We start from the raw sequence: 17,189 nt of genomic DNA, 5'->3' as shown, positions 1-17,189 counted from the left end.
TCCGGAGGGTTTAGGTGTTATTATTGAGGTCAAAGTACCAACCTCACAATTGAATAAGTTGGCAGATTTCACAGAAGTGGACAAATTAACGTGTTTTTTTGCAAACTGCTTCCAAAGTTATTGGTAAGGGAGAAATAAAACAATTTTTTATAAAATGATATAGTACCTTAAGTTGGTTGCATTTTTTTCAATGAACAGGTTGATTATGGTCAGATACACCATGATTGACCTGTTTTTTTGTTATTTTTTATTTCAATCGCAACAATAAAATGCTCCACTGCGACATGGAAGAGGGGAAGGGGCTGCCTTATATCAATAGTTCAACTTATAAGCCAAAGCCACCGACTCTCACAACGATTATTCAAGCGGCAATCGTTTTGTTGGGTAGGGGAAACGCATGAATAACGTCTGACTTTCCAATGATAAGCTTTTTGTCGAATATCACAGAGTAAGCTTATAAAGTTGGTGATAATGAAGTGACTGTTAAATTCACCGGCGATCTTGATGATTTTGCAGCAGGTCAAGGAGCTAAGACCTGGAGGGACTATCCTAACCCTGAAAACTGGAAGTCAACCGTATTAGATAATCTGAACAACCCAAATGTACAAATTAAATTTAATCTTACTGGTGTGGACAGTCCATGGGCTTCTGTATCGAGGGCAGCAAGGGGAGCAGGGGGCGCAACTGATTGGGAACTACTTCAAATCAAGTCAAGTCCCCAAGCATGGGGCAGAATTACATGGTATGAGAATGGTAAAGTAGTTTCGAATCCATTTGAATAAAAAAGGAGAAATGAAACAACTATGATACAATCTTTTGATAGTCGAGATTTTAAATTTTGGCATTATACCATTAGTCATGGACAATTACTCATAAGAAGTATTAAAAGTGCTAGTAATGCAACGAATATTGATATCATGTTTTTTGATGTTGATTATGTAGAAATACCTCGAAACCTCCCTAATTTAAAAATTGAAGAGGCAGGGGATGATGATGTTCTTTATATTAAGGAGAAAATCCATAAGTCTGTAAAACCTGAAAATATCACAATTCTGTCCTCTAATGATAAGCGTTATTTGGTAGTTGCAAGTATTATGAAAATTGATGAGAATGAATTAGATATGTTTGAATTGCCGTTTACCAAGTAAAACTTGAATTTCATTTACATCTTACTTCAACGGAGTTAAGTATAATAAATTCCGGTGGAGACCACCCGTGCCAAATGAACCTATCATTAAACTCCCAAAAGAATGATTTGGAATCAGAGATGAATGCCTTTTACAGCAAGGAAGCATTGTTGTACGGAGGATATTTGATCCAAAGCGACTTTACAGAAAAAGCAATAACAGCCCAAGCGATACTGGAATCGGCATTGCCGATTGCGGGGTTCGGTATTTCGAAGGGGATTGCCCGATTTAGCCCTAAAGCGGTTCGGAATGTTTCTGGGGAGATGGGGGAAGCAGGTACTGTCGGCGCAATGAAAGCTAGAAATGTCAAACCACTTGACGATTTAGTTAAATTGCCTGACGGGTCGATTGTTACACAAGGAGGAAGAAAGCTCACACAAGGACAAATTGATGAACTTTCTAAATTGGATTTAAGCAGATGGAATCAAGGTAGTCACGATTCAATAGCAGATACTTTTCTTAAACATTATTGAGAAGCATGGACGTGAAGTAGGTGCAACTAGTTTTACTCAATACTTTAACAAAGCAAACGAGTTCTCAAGGAATCTTAAAGGCAGAGGTGTTCCAGTAGATGGTTATACAGAAGGTGCTATGAAGTATTACAATAAAGGAAGGGACTGGGAAAGATATATAATTGTTGATCCTGACGGGAAGATTATTTCTTTTGGTGCGAGGTAAAAAATGGGGAATAATAGTTGGAAAAACATTCAGGTTACTGGAGTTTCTAGTATTGAAAAGTGTGTTGCGGAATTTGATGTTACACAACTAGATGTTCCATCAGGCAGATTTCGAATAAGAATCTATGAAAGTATGAGTGGGAAGTTCATGGGATTTACTAACTTGAAAATCAAAAGTTCATTCGATGGTTATCCTGAGGGGGGGGTTGGCAATGGGGATTCAATAACAGAAGCTTTACAAGATACAATTAATAACATTATGGAGAAACTTTCTGAGAACAGGGTACTTGATGACAGTGATTTTATTTTTGTAAATTACAATGAATTTTAATTGAATAGTTATAGTAAAAAGAAACCTTGGTTGGCCTTGCAGCCTCCAAGGTTTTATTATAGGAAGTGAAAAACAAGCATTATTTTACCAATGACATACCAAGACAATGATTTGGAATCAGAGATAAATGCCCTTTACAGCAAGAAGACGTTGTTGTACGGAGGATATTTGATCCAAAGCGACTTTACAGAAAAGGCAATAACAGCCCAAGCGATACTGGAATCTGCATTGCCGATTGCGGGGTTCGGTATTTCGAAGGGGATTGCCCGGTTTGGCTCTAAAGGGGTTCGGAGTGTTCCTAAGGTGACGGGTGAAGCTCCTGAAAGTTTAACTAGCTTGTATAGAGCCGTTGGCCCAAAGGAATTCTATGAGGTAATGGAGACCGGCAAGTTTAATGTAATTCCGGAGGGTTTACAGGCAAAACAATTTGGATTAAATTTTGATGAAACATTGAAGTTTGCTGATAAGTTCAAAGATATAGGTGCTATTATTGAGGTCAAAGTACCAACCTCACAATTGAATAAGTTGGCAGATTTCACAGAGGTGGACAAATTCATTTTTAAAAATGGTACAGTGACAATACACGTTGATAATTTAGATGAGTTTAATAAGATTATTCAGGATATCTCTCATAAGTATTGAAGGAGTGGTTGAATGTTAGTACTTGAAGCAAAGGTGTCTTTTGATAGACCCTCAGATAACCCTACAGCACTACAAAATGACTTGAATGCTGAGAATATAATAAGACCTGTGATAAATTTTGGAAATAATTTATTATTTTCAGGCACTCTAATAGTAAAAGAAGAACTAGCTAAATTAATTAGAGGTGAGGTTTACGATGTGATTTTTGAATTACCGACGGTTGAAGAAGAAGAGTACAAACATATTGAAAATTTGGTGCGAGTTGGAAACGTGTTTTTTTTGCAAACTGCTTCCAAAGTTATTGGTAAGGGAGAAATAAAACAATTTTTTATAAAATGATTTTATAAAATGATATAGTACCTTAAGTTAGTTGCATTTTTTTCAATGAACAGGTTGATTATGGTCAGATACACCATGATTGACCTGTTTTTTTGTTATTTTTTAATTCAATCGCAACTATAAAATGCTCCACTGCGACATGGAAGAGGGGAAGGGGCTGTCAAAAAATCTTCCGCAATATATCGGCTGGATAGTCCGACTATAATAAATGTCAGGACGTAACTGAACGCATCCCACGGTTGCCCTAATCCTTATAACAATAGTTCAACTTATAAGCCAAAGCCACCGACTCTCACAACCATTATTCAAGCGGCAATCGTTTTGTTGGGTAGGGGAAACGCATGAATAACGTCTGACTTTCCAGTGATAAGCTTTTTGTCGAATATCACAGAGTAAGCTTATAAAGTTGGTGATAATTGGAGTGACTGTTAAATTCCCCGACGATCTTGATGATTTTGCAGCAAGTCAAGGAGCTAAGACCTGGAAGGACTATCCTAACCCTGAAAACTGGAAGTCAACCGTATTAAATGTCGGGATTGTGGAAGGTTATAATTTTTTTGGGGATGGTTTTGATAAAAATCCATTTGAGTATGTTCCAGTCTCAGAGTAATTTTTGATTCAAGCCAAGATTAGTTAGAGATGAGGTTTACGAGTGGCGTTGGGCAAGGATATGAAATGGTTTCGGAGATACGTTGCCAATACACAACTGTAGATATAAAGCCCCACCGTCAGAGTCTCATCATTAATGGGAAAATCTCCCGTTAATGTACCGCTATTGGCTCTTCAATCGGATTTAGCTGGAAAAACTCCATCTATTTCACGGCCCTATTGCCGATATCCACAATTTCAGGCGAATTAGCGGGAGGTTTTCCAGCTAATTCGCCTCTGCAGCCGCATACGCACCAAATTAACGGGAAGAATTCCCTTTAATTCGAACCAAACATTAGTTGCGGGTCAACAGTGTGAAAAGAACCATTTACACCGCTGTCTAATATGCAAATCATAGTTCAACCTGTGTAGCTGAAATTGAAGTTCAAAAGTTGATTGACTTGCTCAACACCTTGTTTGGCTTCATGCCTTTCAAGGTTTCTTTTTGCGTATAGTGACGTAAGCACGGGGGTTAACGCCCCTTGATTTATAGTCCCAAAGACACAAAACGGAAACCCAATTGGGTTTTTTTTCATGGGAAAGTATTGAAGGATGTAGTAAAATTGACCTGCGCATCAACCGATACACTATTTATGGGACTTATTCTCAAAATTTGATATTTCTTTTTGGCAAAGCTGTCGAAAGGCAGTGACGCAAAGCTATAGGGACTACCTCCTGTCATAGGAAATGTCAGCCAGTTGCTCTTTGTTTGCGGCAGCCTATGGTTTTTTTACTGTGGGCTGTCTTTTTTTGCCCATTTCAGGGACCATTCTGTCGTTTGGGGAGAGGGGATGATAGCGGAATTTGATTAAAATTTTTAATAAATCAAACTTTTACCCAGATATAAATTACAAGAAAGAAAGAGGAGAAACAGGAGATGAAATTACCCCGTCTTGTTGGCGGTATGCGCCAATGGAGCATTGTAACCAAAAATATGGTATTAGCGAGCTTTTCGATTTTGATGACAGGCGTTATTCTCATTGCGTCGAGCTTTTATATTCAGGGGGAGGTTCTGACAAAGCAGTTGGAGTCCGATTCAAAAGCGGTGATGGAAGCCTGGTCGAAAAAGATCACCCCGGCGGAAGCCGCCGAAGCCATGAAAAGTACGGACCGGAATTCACCGATTCAGCAAAAGCTTACGGTGATCTTCGATGACTTATCCGCGACCCATCCGAACGTGGCTCAGGGTTATATTTTCGGCTCGGAAATCGTAAATAACAGCACGCTGATGATCGCTTTCCCAACGGCCGTTCTCGATATGTTCGAAGGAGAGGGCCTGCATTTAGGTGACCAGCTTGGACAGCCCCCGCATCATATCAAGGGCGTTCAAGAGATGTTAAAAACAAAGAAGCTCACCTTTACGAAACCGTACAAAGATGCTTACGGCACCTGGCTGACCGTACTTTATCCGATCCAAGATGAAAGCGGCAAGATTTTCGCTTATATGGGGATGGATTTTGACGCAAGCGTCATTTTGCGGGGACAGCAGGATTTGTTGAAGTACACCTGCCTCGCTTTGGTGGTTATTTTGCTGCTGGTGCTGACAATCCAATACCTATTTACAAAGCGGACCTTCGCGCCGGTAAAAGATCTAATGCATGCCCTGGACCAGTTGAGCCAGGGTGATTTCAGCGTGCGTCTGCAGGAGAGTCAAAGCGAGCTGGGACAGGTCAATGCGAAATTCAATTCCACCGTCGCCCATATGAACGAATTGGTCTCCACCATTAAGGCGGTTTCCACTCAGTCAGCCGAACAGGCGCGTGTCTTGTTTGCGGCCTCGGAGGAAAACCATAAGACCTCGACGGATATCACGAATCATATTGAAGAAATCTCGGACAAGGTGTCGATGCAGAGCAAATCGATTACGGAGAGCGTGACATCGCTGGAGGAAATCAATTCGGGAGTTTCCACGATCGCAGGCAGCACTTCCGCCTTGTCGGAAGCCTCGGTGCAAATGAAGGATCAATCCGAGCTGGGCGGCGAGAATATCGGCAAAGTCATAAAACAAATGGATTCGATTCGGGAATCGGTACAGGATTCCGTCGCCTCGATCGAGCAATTGCGCAAACGTTCCGGTGAAATTGAGGAAATCGTTCAAGTGATTACCCAGATTTCGGCCCAAACGCATCTGTTGTCCCTCAATGCGAGCATCGAGGCTGCGCGGGCCGGCGAGGAAGGCCGAGGCTTTGCCGTGGTGGCCAATGAGGTCAAGAAACTGGCGGAGGAATCGGGCAGCTCGGCGGAGAAGATCGCCGATCTCGTTCACTATATCCAGAACGAAACACTGACCGCCGTCAAGGCGATCAGCGAAGGGGAGCGGAACGTCAAGGCGGGGATCGATGTGGTGAAAGAAACCGGCGAGCTGTTCTATAGCATTTTGGATGCGACGGATTCCATCACGAGCCAAATTCAAGAAGTGTCCGCGGCCACGGAGGAAATGGTGGCGGAGACCGAGCAAATTACCGCGACGATTCGCCAGATCGCCGTATTGGCCGAGCGAAATGCCGATGTATCGGAGTTCATCAAGAACAGCGCCCTGGAACAGCGTGCCTCGGCGGGTAAAATCGTGGATTCGGCCGAGAGCTTGAACGAGATTTCCGGGAAATTGGAGAACATGGTGGAAGAGCTAAAAATATAGAGAGAAAACAAGGAGCTGAGTGAGTGGATACTTTACTGACGGACCGCAAGGTTCGGGACTTTTGGCTAAATGAACTGCAGTTGCCGTTATCCGGTTTCGATATTTATACGGATTCTCCCAAAGTGAATTACGAAGGTGATTCGGCCACAAGCACTCATAGGTTGGTCCTGCCGGAGGACGCTTTGTCCCGGATTAGCAAAGATCGCGACTTGGAAAGCTGGATGCTCACCTGTTATTATGTGTTTTTATTTCGCATGAGCGGAGAAACGGATCAGATTGTCGGAGTAAAAAATTCGGCAGGCGATCTTCTTCCGCTGCGCTTGAACTGCGATGGAAAGACGTCCTTCCGGGATCTCTACCGGGTGGTAAGGGATAAGCGGGCAGCTATGAACGACGTCTATATGCCGCTGAAGGATATCGAGGAAATGATCGGGCATTCGCCCGTGTTTTATACCGTGTTTGGAACAAAACCAGGAGCGGACGGTGCCGCCTTGAGAGGGGAGTCCGCAGGAAGCGCCTATTTGCATTGGCAGTTTGCTTGGTTGAACGGGGGCGGGGAGCTTCGGATCGGTTACGAGCGCCATCTGTTCAAAGCGGGGACCATCGCGAAATTCGCCGCCCATTTCGAATGGATCGTGCGCGCTGTTCTGGAGAATGAAGAACAGGCGATCGGAGCTATTCCGATATTGACGGCCGACGATAAGCTCGCCTACGCGGAACTGAACGACACGGCCAAGGTCTGGCCTTCCCTTCCGGTGAGCATCCCCGGGATGCTGCGAAGCACCGTGCGGCTTCATGGCGACCGCGTAGCTTTGTCCTCCGGGGACCGAAGGCTGACCTACCGGGAGCTGGATTGCGTTTCGAACCGCTTGGCCCGGATGCTGCTGCAGCGCGGGCTGCAAAAGGGCCAGTTCGTGGCCATATTCATGGAGCGCAGTCTGGATGCCGTCATCGCCATGCTCGCCGTCTTGAAGGCAGGCGGCGCGTACATCCCGCTTGATCCGGAGCATCCGGAGGATCGGAACGCCTACATTATCGCCGATACCCGGACCGGCATTGTCCTGACCAAGGAAGGATATGCGTCCCAATTAGAGACGCTTCTGACGGCCGCGGATCGGGAGGTATCCACCCTGTATCTGGATCGGCAGCTTGATGAGGACGATGCCGAGCTTGACCCGGCGTACCTGACTTCGGGAGATGATGTAGCCTATATCATTTACACGTCGGGAACGACGGGAAGGCCGAAGGGAGTTCTTATTCCTCACGCGGGGATCCTGAATCTGGCGATGGCCACGGTGGAGCAGCTTGGACTGCGGGAAGAGGACGTTATTCTCCAATACTCCACCTTCAGCTTTGACGCCTCGGTTTACGATATTTATAGCGCCATTTGCTGCGGCGCCCGGCTGCACCTGCTCTCGAACGAGCAGCGGTATTCGGTCGAGGCGTTCACCGCGGCGATTGAAGAAATGAGCGCGACGCGCATCGGCATTTTGCCGACCGTATTCTTTAACCAACTATCCGCTTATTTAAGTGCGGAGGAGGCTTTAAAATACGGTAGGATCCGCAGCTTCGTCATCGGCGGCGAAGCGCTCCCCGGCGAATCGGTACGGTCGCTGCAGCGAAAGCTGCCGCATCTGCCGGTCATCGTGAATGCTTACGGGCCGACGGAGGTCACCGTGGCGACCACGACGCATTTGATGGATAGCCCGGTCCCGGAGCATCTGAACACCATCAGCATCGGCAAACCGCTGGCCAATTACGAAGTGTTGATCGTGAACGAGCTGCTGCAGCCGTGCCCGGTCAACGTGGCCGGGGAGCTGTTGATCCATTCCGTAGGCCTGGCGAAAGGGTATTTGAACCAGCCGGAGAAGACCGGGGAGGCCTTTATTTCCGATCCGGTCAACCCGGGGTCGGACAAGCGGTATTACCGCTCCGGCGATCTGGTTCGCCTGCAGCAGGACGGCGGCATCGAATACGTCGGCCGGAAGGACCTGCAGGTCAAAATCCGGGGTTACCGGATTGAGATCGGAGAGATCGAAGAGAATTTGATCAAGCATGAGGCTCTCAAAGATGCGGCGGTGATCGTCAAAGAGGACGAGGCCGGGGAAAAGGAGCTCGTCGCTTTCTACACCTCCAAAAACGAAATGCCGGTGGAGAAGGCGGAGCTCGTTGCCTTTATGAAATCCAAGGTGCCGGCTTATATGGTCCCGAGCCATTTCATCTGGCTGGAAGCGATGCCGGTATCGCCGACCGGCAAAATCGACCGCAGGAAGCTCGGCCTGCATGAACTGCCGGAGGAGGAAGGGAACGGAGGGGCCGATGCGGCTCCGCCCGAGAACGAACTGCAGGCCGAAATCGCGGCGGCTTGGGCCAAAGCGCTGCGGCTCCGCGCGGTCGGCATCCATGACGATTTCTTTGAAATCGGCGGCCATTCGCTAAAAATTCTGGAGACGCTCGTGCTGTTGAAGCCCCGTTTCCCGCAATTGAAAATCAACGACTTTTTCGCTTATCCGACGGTAGCCCGGCTGGCCGAACGGGTCACCGAGTTGGCGCAAGCCGCCGCGTCAGGGAAAGGGGCCGCCGCTCCCGGACTGACGGGCGAGACGGTGGATCTGGCCGAAACGCCGCGCCAATTTGGTCCGGGATCTTTGACCGGCGGCAGCCCTATACGTCAACATCACATCCTCTTGACCGGGGCTACCGGGTATCTCGGTTCCTCGCTGCTGCATGAATTGCTGCGGACGTCCAAAACGACCGTGTACTGCTTAATCCGGCCAATGCATGGCCAGGATGCCTATGAACGTTTGCAGCGAGTGATGGAGGGTTACTTTGGCTCCGATGGCGTGTCGCGGATGGAAGGCCGCGTTGTTGCCGTACAGGGTGATCTGGAGCAGCCGGACCTCGGACTGGTTGGTCCGGTCCGCGAACTGCTTCTGGCGAGAATCGACTCGATCATCCACTGCGGAGCCGAGGTGAAGCATTTCGGCGAGGCCGAGTACTTCCACCGGGTCAACGTGGAGAGCACGGACCGCCTGTTGGCCTTGGCCCGCGGGAGAGAGGTCCGCTTTCATTACGTGTCCACGCTCGGGATTCCTGAGGATCTGGCCATGGCCGGGCAATGGGAAACGTTTATCTCGGAGGACGGATACCGTGATCCGAGCCTGGATACCGGCAATGTGTACACCAACAGCAAGCTGGCCGCCGAGCGGCTGGTCGTCCGCGCCTGCGAAGAGCAAGGCGTTCCGGCGACCGTGTATCGCGTCGGAAATCTGTCCTGCCATTCGGAGACCGGCGCTTTCCAGCGGAACATCGACAATAACGCCTTCTATCGGATGCTGAAGTCGATGCTTCTGCTGGGGAAAGCGCCGAGCGTCAGCTGGCAGGTCGATCTGACGCCCGTCAACTTCGCGAGCGGTGCAATTGCGGCCCTGGCTCTGCAAGAGCGGACGCCCGGGCGGCTGTTCCACATCTGCAATCCAGTGCAGCTGCCTTATGCGGAAATGGTCGACTCCTTCCGCGCCCTCGGGTACCGGATTGAGCTGCTGGATTGGGCCGAGTACGAATCCTGGCTGCTCGATGCGACCCGGCCGAAGGACCAGGCGGGGCTGGAGCTGGCGATAGCTCAACTGGAAGGAGACGGGGCGAAGAACTCCCCGTTCCGGTTTGCCTGCCCGCAAACCGTCGAGTACCTGGAGGGTACGGGGATCACCTGTCATGTTCCCGATTCGGAGTACATCAAGCGATTGGTGCAATATGCGACAGGTGTAGGGTATTTCCCGAAATCTTCATAAGGTCGGCCGAATTAATGAGAGTATAGAGGTGACGGATGCTCTTCCTGAAATGAAAGTTCGGGAAAGGGCATCCGTTTTTTTAACGCAGGCAGCGACCGGCCCTTTTAAGGTTGCGTGCATGCCGAACCCGCAAGTTATAATAGATCCAGAAAGGGGCGTACGACATTTGACCTACCAACTGGATATCGAGTATAAAGCCATATACGAACTTGCGAATAGTCTTCATACGTATATTTGCCGCAAGTCGCACAAGAAAATCATGCTGGCCCCTAACTGGGTGAAAGAAGTCGGGAGGACCTTAACTCCGGAATTTGCTTCACTGCTCGGCCGTATGGAAGTGGATGCGGATTGGAAATGGACCTATTTGCTGCTTTATTTATGCCGGGAAGGGGAGCATGCCGAGGACTTCCTGTCCTGGCTGGAGGGGAAATCCGTGGGCGACCTCTATGAGCTAATGGCGGAATACGGTCAACCCTTTCCGAAGGATATGGGGCAATTTCGCTCTCGCACGCTATCCATATTTCCCCAATGGAATGAACAATACTTTAAGCATACCGATTCGGCGATCCGGGAGTCGCTTCGGCTGGAAGCGGAGCGCAGGAAGAAAGAATTGGCTGCGCAAGAGCGGCACGGCGATTTGGCGGAGCGCATGACCCGTGGCCTGGTTTTTGAACCCAAGGAAGGACTGGAGCGGCTCGTATTGGTTCCGCAGTATCATTTTCAACCCATGAATGTGATTTATCATTTCGGCAAAATAACGCTGTGCCATTACTCCGCGAGAGTATCCAACGACAATCCGTCCGCATTCCCTCAACCCGAATATCTTACGATTCGCGCTTTGGGGGAACAGAACCGGTTGAAAGTTCTGCGCTTGTTGCACGAGGGTCCGAAAAGCTTCAGCGAGATTGTCCGCCACCTAAACATCTCGAAGGGGATTACGCATGACCATATCTCCAAGCTGAGAACGGGCGGCTTGATCCGGGCTCATATCGAGGGCGAAACGGTGACCGAATACAGCTTGCGTCTCGACTCGTTGGAGGAGTTGCAGAAAAAACTCATGGCCTATATTACCAACGAATAAAATGGATATGTTAGCCACCGCTGCCAAGGCAGGGTGGTTTTTTGTTTTGTAAAAAGAGAAATAAGGTAAAGTTCTCTATTTACAGAACTTACCGGCGGATCTATAATATGCATTAACAATTACATAGTTATCTCATCGGAATTAACCGAAATATACAAGAATAGGGGAGAAGGAAATGAAAAGAAACAGGATTGCCGCATTAACCGCAGCCGTATTGATGAGTTCGCTGGTGTTGTCCGCATGCAGCGGAGGAGCTTCCGACGATAAGGGCCCCACTGGCAAAGCTGCGGCCGCCACATCGGGCAATCCATCGGCGGTGACGGCGGAAGGAGGCGCGGCCTCATCCGGAGATGCCGGCGGAGTCCTCTTGGCGGCCGATTTAGCGAAGCTGCCGGACGTGGCTAAACAGCGCACGGATACCATTATCGTGGGGCTCACCGATCCGAGCGGCGCGTTCACCCCTTATTTCCACCAAAGCGGCTATGACGGCAATGTTTCTTCCTTGCTGTATACCCCGCTCGTAACGGTGGACGACAAAGGATTGCCGAAGGCGGGACTCGCGGAAAGCTGGGAAATTTCCGAGGATCAACGGACCTATACGTTTCATCTGCGGAAAGATCTGAAATTCAGCGACGGTTCTCCGTTGACGGCGGAGGATGTGGCGTTTACCTGGACGCTTCTGCACGATAAAGCATATGACGGAGACGCGCAGCTCCCCACGCTTCAAATCGAGGGCGGGGCGGCCTATAAGGAGGGGAGGGCCCCCGCGATTTCCGGAATTACCGTCGCGGATCCGCTGACCGTAACGGCGAAGCTGGAGAAGCCGAATGCCATGGCCCTTGTAATTTTGGGCGGGGACGTTCTATCCAAGGCTTATTACGGCAAGGATTACAAATTCGGTCAGTTGGACTACATCAAAAAGCTGCACGAAAAGCCTCTCGGCAACGGGCCTTATGTGCTTGAGAAATTCATTCCCGGACAGGAAGTAAGGTATGTGGCCAACGAGCATTATTATGCCGGCAAGCCAAAGACAGCGCGGTTTATCTATAAAACGTCCGAAGGGGATACTTGGCAGTACCTCGAGACCGGTGAAGTGGATTATGCTTCGTTCAGTGCGACGAAAGAGAATATCGATAAGCTCAAAAGTTTGGGCTTCGTCAATATACTGCCTTATACCCCGAGCACCTACGGTTATCTTCAATTAAATCTGGAGCACGACCAGCTCAAGGATAAGAAGGTTCGGCAGGCTCTCACCTATGGTTTGGACCGGCAAAGCATTTATGTGGATGCGAACCAGGGAGCCGGCCAGGTGGCCAACGTCCCCGCTTCGCCGATTTCCTGGGCTTATACGGAAGAGAGCATCAATGCGTATCCTTATGACCCGGTGAAAGCGAATCAGCTTCTCGATGAAGCCGGTTGGGCCAAAGGCCAGGGCGGGATCCGCGAGAAGGACGGAAAGAAGCTGTCGATTCACTTCCTGGGCACCAAGAACGCCCAAACGGACATTTTTATTGCGGTCGCCAAGGAAAATTTCGATGCCATCGGCGTTGAATTCGTACCTGAAATTTTTGCCGACTTCAACGCCCTGGTTTCTAAAGTCGAAGGCGGCGACTATGATATCGCTTCGTTCTCCACACCGATGCTGACGGACCCGTCGGAAGGGGTGCTGCAATTTGTGGACGGGGAAATCAAGGGCTACGACAATCCCAAGGTGAAGGAGCTTTATGACAAGGCGCTCTCAACCACCGATATCGGGCAGCGGAAGGCCGTTTATCAGGAGCTGTTCCAACTGTTGAACGACGAGCTTCCGGTTATTTTTACAAGTTACAAAAAGACGGTTTACGCCTACAACGGGCGCATTCAGAACCTTTCCGTCAGTCCGTTCACCGGCTTGTCCTCCAGCTTGCCGAATTGGGAATTGAAATAAAAATAGGCCGTCGCTCCGGTTTTTGGAGTGGCGGCTTACATAAGGGGCCGGATTATGAGCGCTTATATAAGCAAAAGGCTGATCTATATGACCTTAATTCTGCTTGCCGCATCCTTGCTCATCTTTAGTTTATACGCCTTAACCCCCGGCGATTTTATCAGCGGCAATATTAAACTTTCGCCGGAGAGAAAGGCCGAGCTCCGGGAAATCTATGGCTTGAACAAACCGCTGCTGGAAAGGTACGCCTTATGGATGAAAAACGCGCTGCATGGCGATTTCGGCTATTCTCTCGCCCAGCAAAAGCCGGTTCTGACGCTTTTTAACGAATATATATGGAACTCTTTTCTGCTGGCTGCGGTGTCCACCTTTTTTACCTGGGTCATTGCGGTTATTGTGGGCGTTATTTCCGCCTACAAACAGTACTCCTGGTTTGATACGGTGGTGCTGGTCGCCGTGTTTGCGGCCATGTCGCTGCCTTCCTTTTTCATCGGCTTATTCCTGATCAAAATCGTGGCCGTCGATTTGAAGTGGCTTCCGCCGGGGGGAATGCTGACGACGGGAAGCAATGCGGCAGGTTGGGCTTATATTACCGAAGTCATTCGCCATATGACCTTGCCCGTGATCGTCATGACCATTTTGGGGGTGGGGTCGCTGACGAGGTACTTCCGTTCCAATATGATCGATGTGATCAAGCAGGATTATATCCGGACAGCCAGAGCCAAGGGGCTGAAGGAAGGGAAAGTGCTATTTACCCATGCGCTTCGCAACGCCTTGCTGCCGGCGATCACCTTGGTGGGCTTCGAGCTGCCCGCTCTATTCGGAGGTTCGTTGATTATTGAGAAAATATTCAACTGGCCGGGAATCGGTCAGCTGTATATGAGCTCTTTCTCTTTGCGGGATTATCCTTTATTGATGGGATTCACGATGTTGATTGCCGTTTTAACGGTCATCGGCACACTCTTGTCCGATCTGTTGTATCGCATGGCCGACCCTCGCGTCAGGCTTCATTAGGGGGTGGAAGAAATGGACAATATTGAAACAATTGAGACGAGGGCGGCGAGACCGGGGACTCGCCCGTCCGGAAGGTCTTCGCTTTGGTCGCAGGCGTTTCAACAATTATTGAAAAACAAATTGGCCGTCTCGGGACTGGCCGTCGTGGTGTTTATGGGAATCGCCTGTTTTGTGGGTCCACTTTTTTCTCCGTATACGGACAATAAAGTGAATATGGCTCTGATGAACAGACCTCCAAATCTACAGCACTGGCTGGGGACCGATAAACTGGGGAGGGATGTATTGACCCGGGTCATGCAAGCCGGGCGCATCTCCCTAACGGTCGGTCTCGCTTCCATGGTCTTATCCGTATTTCTGGGAACCTTGCTTGGAGCGGTTGCCGGTTACTACCGGGGCATCGTGGATCAGGTCATTATGCGAATTGCCGATTTGCTGATGACCATCCCGGGACTGCCGCTTCTGTTTATTTTTGGAGCCTTGTTGTCGGATTGGAAGGTGCCTACCGATTACAGGATGTATATCGTTATGCTGATGCTGAGCCTTGTCAATTGGCCGGGACTGGCGCGAATGGTCCGGGGGCAAATGCTCAGCTTGCGGGAGAGGGAGTTTATGCAGGCGGCCGTCGTACTCGGGTTAAGAGATCGCCGGAAACTCTTCCATCATCTGATTCCCAATCTGCTCCCGCTAATTATCGTCATGGCTACCCTGAATATCGGCGGTGCGATTCTAAGCGAATCGGTACTCAGCTTCTTCGGGCTGGGGGTTATGCCGCCGACGCCGACATGGGGGAATATGATTGACACTGCAAACAATATGATTGATTTTCAAGAGCATCCCTGGCTTTGGATTCCGCCGGGCGTCTCCATTTTTGCAACGGTTATCGCCATCAATGTGTTTGGTGACGGGCTGCGGGACGTCCTCGATCCCAAAATGAAAAGATAGGTGAAAACGATATGTCGATTTTACTGAAAATAGATCAGCTCATTACGCAATTTCCCGCCGAAGAGGGCGTTATTAAAGCGGTGGACGGAGTAAGCCTGCGTGTGCTGCAAGGCGAAACCGTCTGTATTGTCGGGGAGTCGGGCTGCGGAAAAAGCGTGACCGCCCTCTCGGTCATGGGATTGTTCCAAGGGACTCCGGGGGCGAAAATCGAGGGGGATATCCTTTTTGAGGGTGTGGACCTGTTGTCCCTAAATCGCCATGAGCTCCGCGCGGTTCGCGGAAACAAAGTCGCCATGATCTTCCAGGAGCCGATGTCTTCCCTGAATCCGGTCCTAACGATCGGCGAGCAAATGATGGAGCCGTTGATTGAGCATTTGAAGCTCGGTAAAAAAGACGCCCGAAAGAGAGCCGTAGAACTGATTGAACAGGTCGGCATCTCCAGGCCTGAACAAATCATAAAAAGCTATCCGCACGAGCTCAGCGGAGGGATGCTGCAGCGGGTCATGATCGCCATGGCGATATCCTGCGGGCCGAAGCTGCTGATTGCCGACGAACCGACCACCGCCCTGGATGTGACGATCCAAGCCCAGATCCTCGATACCTTGCGCAGAATCAAGGAGGAATCCGGGATGTCCATTTTACTGATCACGCATGACCTCGGGGTTGTAGCCGAAATGGCCGATTATGTCGTCGTGATGTATGCCGGAAAAATCGTGGAGGAAGGGGAGGTTACCCGCCTGTTTGAAGCGCCGAAGCACCCGTACACGCGGGGGCTGCTGCGTTCCAAACCGGTGCTGGGACAGCGGGAGGAATCACTGTATTCGATCCCGGGCCAAGTGCCCGACCTCCTCGAATTAAAGCCATCCTGTTACTTTTACGACCGTTGTGAACATGGGATGGAGATTTGCCGGCACCGGGAGCCCGCTCTGGGAGAGGTGGGGGAGCGGCAGCGGGCGGCTTGCTGGCTCTATGAGGAGGCGAATGCCCATGCGTGAAGCTTTGCTTGAGGTGAACCGCCTAAAAAAATATTTTCCGATCAAATCGGGCCTTTTGCAGCGGACTACCGGATATGTTCGTGCGGTGGACGACATCAGCTTCACCATCCTTCCGGGAGAAACCTTCGGGCTTGTCGGGGAATCCGGCAGCGGAAAAAGCACCGTCGGACGCACGATTGTACGGCTCGCGGACAAGACCGGGGGAGAAGTCAAATTTAAAGGACTCGACCTATACGGCCTTAAGGAGGGGGACTTGCGCCAACTGAGGCCGAAAATTCAAATGATTTTTCAGGACCCTTACAGCTCGCTGAATCCCCGAATTCGAGTAGGGGACGCCATCGGCGAGGCTCTGCTGGACCATGGGCTCCACCCCAAGGAGGAAATCCGCGAACGCGTGCTGGAAGTGTTGGGCTTTTGCGGTCTGTCGGCCTCTCATCTCGATCGCTACCCCCATGAATTCTCGGGCGGGCAGCGGCAGCGGATCGGAATCGCCCGGGCGCTGATCCTTCAGCCGGATCTGATCATCGCCGACGAGCCGGTTTCCGCGCTGGACGTGTCGATTCAGGCCCAAATCATCAATTTGTTCAGAAAACTGCAGGAAACGCAGGGACTGGCCTCTCTTTTTATCTCTCATGATTTAAGTGTGGTGGAGCATCTATGCTCGCGAGTCGGCGTTATGTATTTGGGGAATCTGGTGGAGATGGCGCCGTGCGACGAGATCTTTTTTCGCCCGCTCCATCCTTATACGAAGGCATTGTTGTCGGCTGTTCCCCTTCCGATTCCCCGATTGAAGAGAGAGCGGATTTTATTGAAGGGAGAGATCCCGAGTCCGGCGAACCCGCCGTCCGGATGTAAGTTCCACACCCGCTGTCCTTATGCCACAGAGGCATGCAAAGAAAGGAAGCCGGAATTCCGCGATGTCGGGAGCGGACATTATGTGGCCTGCCATCTTGTAGACTGAGAATTTTTATACCGGAAGG

15 protein-coding genes and 1 riboswitch are annotated in these 17,189 nt (G+C 49.9%); all 15 genes read left to right on the top strand.

The genetic code is table 11. The features are described from left to right. Positions 1 to 476 precede the first annotated feature (476 nt). The 15 genes from V4U84_RS23050 (at position 477) to V4U84_RS22980 (ending at position 17,170) form a co-directional block, all read left to right on the top strand. Complete coding sequence (locus V4U84_RS23050) at positions 477 to 782, top strand: hypothetical protein (protein ID WP_334075546.1); 306 nt, start codon at positions 477 to 479, stop codon at positions 780 to 782. 21 nt (positions 783 to 803) lie between these two features. After that, positions 804 to 1,148 (top strand): hypothetical protein, encoded by a 345-nt coding sequence (locus V4U84_RS23045; RefSeq protein ID WP_334075545.1) that lies wholly within the window; start codon positions 804 to 806, stop codon positions 1,146 to 1,148. A 74-nt stretch (positions 1,149 to 1,222) separates the two neighbouring features. Next, complete coding sequence (locus tag V4U84_RS23040; protein WP_334075544.1) at positions 1,223 to 1,660, top strand: hypothetical protein; 438 nt, start codon at positions 1,223 to 1,225, stop codon at positions 1,658 to 1,660. Between the two features lie 208 nt (positions 1,661 to 1,868). Next, positions 1,869 to 2,195, top strand: coding sequence for a hypothetical protein (locus V4U84_RS23035; protein ID WP_334075543.1), 327 nt, complete (start codon positions 1,869 to 1,871; stop codon positions 2,193 to 2,195). Between the two features lie 90 nt (positions 2,196 to 2,285). Further along, a complete protein-coding gene (locus V4U84_RS23030; RefSeq protein WP_334075542.1) occupies positions 2,286 to 2,837 on the top strand; it encodes a hypothetical protein in 552 nt (183 codons plus the stop codon). Positions 2,838 to 2,849: 12 nt separating this feature from the next. Beyond that, complete coding sequence (locus V4U84_RS23025; protein ID WP_334075541.1) at positions 2,850 to 3,176, top strand: hypothetical protein; 327 nt, start codon at positions 2,850 to 2,852, stop codon at positions 3,174 to 3,176. Positions 3,177 to 3,597: 421 nt separating this feature from the next. After that, complete coding sequence (locus V4U84_RS23020) at positions 3,598 to 3,786, top strand: hypothetical protein (protein ID WP_334078042.1); 189 nt, start codon at positions 3,598 to 3,600, stop codon at positions 3,784 to 3,786. A 656-nt stretch (positions 3,787 to 4,442) separates the two neighbouring features. After that, positions 4,443 to 4,530: riboswitch (cyclic di-GMP riboswitch) on the top strand. Positions 4,531 to 4,701: 171 nt separating this feature from the next. Beyond that, complete coding sequence (locus tag V4U84_RS23015; protein ID WP_334075539.1) at positions 4,702 to 6,462, top strand: methyl-accepting chemotaxis protein; 1,761 nt, start codon at positions 4,702 to 4,704, stop codon at positions 6,460 to 6,462. 23 nt (positions 6,463 to 6,485) lie between these two features. Beyond that, entirely contained in the window at positions 6,486 to 10,253 is a 3,768-nt protein-coding gene (locus tag V4U84_RS23010; RefSeq protein WP_334075538.1) for a non-ribosomal peptide synthetase family protein, read from the top strand. 166 nt (positions 10,254 to 10,419) lie between these two features. Beyond that, entirely contained in the window at positions 10,420 to 11,334 is a 915-nt protein-coding gene (locus V4U84_RS23005) for an ArsR/SmtB family transcription factor (protein ID WP_334075537.1), read from the top strand. Between the two features lie 175 nt (positions 11,335 to 11,509). After that, complete coding sequence (locus V4U84_RS23000; RefSeq protein WP_334075536.1) at positions 11,510 to 13,261, top strand: ABC transporter substrate-binding protein; 1,752 nt, start codon at positions 11,510 to 11,512, stop codon at positions 13,259 to 13,261. A gap of 54 nt (positions 13,262 to 13,315) precedes the next feature. After that, the gene (locus V4U84_RS22995) at positions 13,316 to 14,272 is read left to right on the top strand and encodes an ABC transporter permease (RefSeq protein ID WP_334075535.1); all 957 of its coding nucleotides are present in this window, start codon (positions 13,316 to 13,318) and stop codon (positions 14,270 to 14,272) included. A 12-nt stretch (positions 14,273 to 14,284) separates the two neighbouring features. Then, positions 14,285 to 15,214, top strand: a complete 930-nt coding sequence (gene opp4C / locus V4U84_RS22990) for an oligopeptide ABC transporter permease (RefSeq protein ID WP_334075534.1) — start codon at positions 14,285 to 14,287, stop codon at positions 15,212 to 15,214. An 11-nt stretch (positions 15,215 to 15,225) separates the two neighbouring features. Next, positions 15,226 to 16,209, top strand: coding sequence for an ABC transporter ATP-binding protein (locus V4U84_RS22985; protein ID WP_334075533.1), 984 nt, complete (start codon positions 15,226 to 15,228; stop codon positions 16,207 to 16,209). Next, a complete protein-coding gene (locus V4U84_RS22980) occupies positions 16,202 to 17,170 on the top strand; it encodes an ABC transporter ATP-binding protein (RefSeq protein WP_334075532.1) in 969 nt (322 codons plus the stop codon). Before V4U84_RS22985 ends, V4U84_RS22980 begins: the two co-directional genes overlap by 8 nt. The last annotated feature ends 19 nt before the right edge of the window (positions 17,171 to 17,189 follow it).

This window comes from Paenibacillus sanfengchensis, assembly GCF_036864765.1.
Taxonomy (GTDB): domain Bacteria; phylum Bacillota; class Bacilli; order Paenibacillales; family Paenibacillaceae; genus Fontibacillus; species Fontibacillus sanfengchensis.
Note: the sequence above shows the minus strand (reverse complement) of the source record. Positions and strands in the feature narration are given on the sequence as shown.